This is a genomic window from Methylobacterium goesingense (assembly GCF_022179225.1).
Lineage (GTDB): Bacteria > Pseudomonadota > Alphaproteobacteria > Rhizobiales > Beijerinckiaceae > Methylobacterium > Methylobacterium goesingense.
In genome coordinates, this window is sequence record NZ_BPQL01000177.1 from 1 (window position 1) to 2,781 (window position 2,781).

Below are 2,781 nucleotides of genomic sequence, written 5' to 3' on the forward strand. Positions count from 1 at the left end.
TCATCTGACGACGGACACCCTGACCTCCCTGCCCTTCCACGCAGTCTCACCGATGCGGTCGCCGACTTGGCGGGACGCGACGCCGCATCGCTGTGCAAAGGGCATCGTTCGGCCAGGGCGTGGACGGCTTCGAGGCGTTCGGCTCACCGGCGGTCGGCGACTTGACGATCCCCCATCGGCGACGGGTCGCACCGGGCAGCACCCTATTTGCGGAGCTAATCGAGCGTCACGGTTGCCGCGGCGGAACCGGCAATCCACGGACCTGTGCGTCGACCGCCTGCGCGACGGTCAGTAGCCGCGCCTCGTCGGTGCGACCGGTGACGACGTAGGACATGCCACCATCGACCCAGGAGAAGGCGGCGACGTCGCCCTCGCGGGCGAAGCGGAACACCGTGCGGCCATCCGCATCGCCCACGCGGCTGTAGAGCGTCAGCCGGGTGCCGTGGTCGTCATCGTACATCAGCATCGCCGCCGGTTCGGAACCCGCCGGCAGCAGCCGGCCGCCCATCAGGCGGTAGCCGTAGGCCGTGAGGTCGGGGGCGGTCACCGCCCGGCCGAGGCGCTTCGAGAGCCACGTCACGAGGTGCGGCTTCTCGTCGGCGCGCACCTCCACCGGATGCACGGCCTCGACCACGAAGGTGCGGAAGGCAGCCACCGCGTCGTCGGTCGCCGGCTCGGTTCGCGCGAGCGTGACCGTGGGTACCTCCCGGGCGGAATGGCCGAACCAGCCGGCGGCGGCGCCGATCGCGAGGCAGAGCACGGCCGCAGCCGCGACCGGAAACCAACGCCCGGGGATCGGGCGATGTCGCGAGCGGATGTTGGCGACCCTGAGCCGCGCCGGGATCGCCTCATCGGCGATCGGCGCGAGGCGGGCGCGCAGGCGCTCACGCAGGGCCCGGTCGGCGGAGACCTCTGCGGCGCGCGCGGGATTTCCCCTCAACCATGCCTCGACCAGCGCCCGCCGCTCCGGTTCGAGGCGGCCGTCGATCAGGCCGTGCAGGTCGTCCTCGCCGACCGGGCGCGGATCCCCGCTCATTTCACCCTCCTCAAGAGGCCCGTCCGGCCCATCTCCAGAAAACCTCGCATCCGCGTCCGCGCCCGGCTCAACCGCGACATCACCGTGCCGAGCGGCACTCCGAGCACCTGCGCGGCTTCGGCATAGGACAGATCCTCCACCGCGACGAGGAGTAGCACCGAGCGCTGCTCCTCGGGCAGGGTATCGAGCCCGGCGAGCACATCGCGGGCTCCCAACGCGGCTTCAGGGTCGGCACCCGGATCCGCGATCTGCTCCAAAGCCTCCGCGCCGAGATCGACGCCGCGCCGGCTCCGGCGCCGGACGGCGCCGAGGTACAGGTTGCGCTCGATGGTGAACAGCCACGCCCGCAGGTCGCCGTCGCGGTGGCGCCCGGACCAGGCGGACAACGCCCGCTCGAGGGTGTCCTGGACGAGGTCGTCCGCCGCCTCGCGGTCCCGCAACAGCGCGACGGCGTAGCGCCGCAAGGCCGGGATCTGCGGTTCGATGAGGGCGGCGATCTCGTCCACGAGGCTTTACCGATCAGGGCTTGGCGATGTGCCACGCGCCGTTGAGGAAGCCGTCGCCGGTGATGTCGCCGGGCTTGGTGTCCTTGGCGAAGGTGTAGAGCGGCTTGCCCTTGTAGGCCCATTGCAGGGTGCCGTCGTCCCGCGTCACCAACGTCCAGTCGCCGGAGGCGGCCGAGCCGGGCGCCGCCATCAGGGCGGGCCAGTTGGCGGCGCACGGGCCGTTGCACATCGACTTGCCGCCCGTGTCCTTGTCGAAGGTGTAGAGGGTCATGCTCTTGGCATCGACGAGCGCCGGCCCCTTGGGGGTCTCGGCGGTCATGGCGGGCGCGGTCATGGCGGGCGCGGCCTGGGCGGCCACGGCCGAGAAGGCGAAGGCCGCAAAGGCGGCGCGGATCAGCAGATTGCGCATGGGGGAGTCTCCCGCGGTCGAGCATGACCGCATCGGGTTGGGATGCCGAATGGGCGATTCTATTCCGCAGACATGCGAAAAAATTTGATCACGTCCGTGTGATCGCTGATTTCTTCCCGACCACGGAATAAGGCCCTCGTCCCGGCATCTCTCCCCCCGACAACGAACAGGGAGGACGGCTCATGCGCGGAGCATTGGGATTTGCGCTCACGGCCGCCGTGATGGCCGGCGGCCTCGTCGGCGGCCGGATGATGATGCCCCCGACGCTGGCCGCTGCCGAGCCGCCGGCCGTCGTCTCCGCGTCCTTCGACGCGATGATGGCGCAGTCGATGACGCGGATGCATGCCGACATGATGGTCCCGCCCTCGGGCGATCCGGACCGCGACTTCGCCGCGATGATGATCCCGCACCACGAGGGCGCGATCGCGATGGCCCAGGCGGAGCTGCTCTACGGCAAGGATCCGGTCCTGCGCCGCCTCGCGCAGGGGATCATCGTCGAACAGGGCCAGGAGATCGCGGTGATGCGCCGGGCGCTCGCCGATCTCTCTCCCGGGCCGGATTCGTCCGCCGCAGCCGCCCACCTTCACCACCATGGCACGGCCCCTGCCGCCGAGATGCCTTCGGAGATCTGCCGATGAAGACCGCCCTCCCCCTCCTTGCGCTCGCGCTGCTCTCCGGCTCGGCTCTCGCCGGGCAGGCCCCGGGCGCAGCCTCCGCACCGGACGTGCCGGTCAGCGGCAGGGACCGGTTCTACACCTCGGACCAGTTCTCCAACACGGTCTCGGTGGTCGATCCCGCCGCCAACGTCCTACTCGGCGTGATCCGGCTCG

The 2,781-nt window shown here is 70.7% G+C and carries 4 protein-coding genes and 1 pseudogene; 2 read left to right on the plus strand and 3 right to left on the minus strand.

What is annotated here, in order from left to right:
* Positions 1-226: 226 nt before the first annotated feature.
* From MFF30_RS23365 to MFF30_RS23375, 3 genes are read right to left on the minus strand one after another with little or no spacing between them, the layout of a single operon-like run.
* The gene (locus tag MFF30_RS23365; protein WP_238282491.1) at positions 227-1,036 is read right to left on the minus strand and encodes an anti-sigma factor family protein; all 810 of its coding nucleotides are present in this window, start codon (positions 1,034-1,036) and stop codon (positions 227-229) included.
* Positions 1,033-1,542, minus strand: coding sequence for an RNA polymerase sigma factor (locus MFF30_RS23370; protein ID WP_238282492.1), 510 nt, complete (start codon positions 1,540-1,542; stop codon positions 1,033-1,035). The genes MFF30_RS23365 and MFF30_RS23370 overlap by 4 nt, the downstream gene beginning before the upstream one ends.
* 13 nt (positions 1,543-1,555) lie before the next feature.
* Positions 1,556-1,951, minus strand: coding sequence for a COG4315 family predicted lipoprotein (locus tag MFF30_RS23375; RefSeq protein WP_238282493.1), 396 nt, complete (start codon positions 1,949-1,951; stop codon positions 1,556-1,558).
* 182 nt (positions 1,952-2,133) lie between these two features.
* On the opposite strand from MFF30_RS23375, the gene copM reads away from it, so the two are divergent.
* Positions 2,134-2,589, plus strand: a complete 456-nt coding sequence (gene copM, locus MFF30_RS23380) for a CopM family metallochaperone (protein ID WP_238282494.1) — start codon at positions 2,134-2,136, stop codon at positions 2,587-2,589.
* A pseudogene (locus MFF30_RS23385) lies at positions 2,586-2,781 on the plus strand (hypothetical protein); the annotation flags it as partial. The gene copM and the pseudogene MFF30_RS23385, both read left to right, overlap by 4 nt.

Bases quoted from the DNA above. Each gene is read 5' to 3' on its own strand.
- MFF30_RS23365 (WP_238282491.1), bottom strand. From the start codon at position 1,036: ATGAGCGGGGATCCGCGCCCGGTCGGCGAGGACGACCTGCACGGCCTG.
- MFF30_RS23375 (WP_238282493.1), bottom strand. From the start codon at position 1,951: ATGCGCAATCTGCTGATCCGCGCCGCCTTTGCGGCCTTCGCCTTCTCG.
- copM (WP_238282494.1), top strand. From the start codon at position 2,134: ATGCGCGGAGCATTGGGATTTGCGCTCACGGCCGCCGTGATGGCCGGC.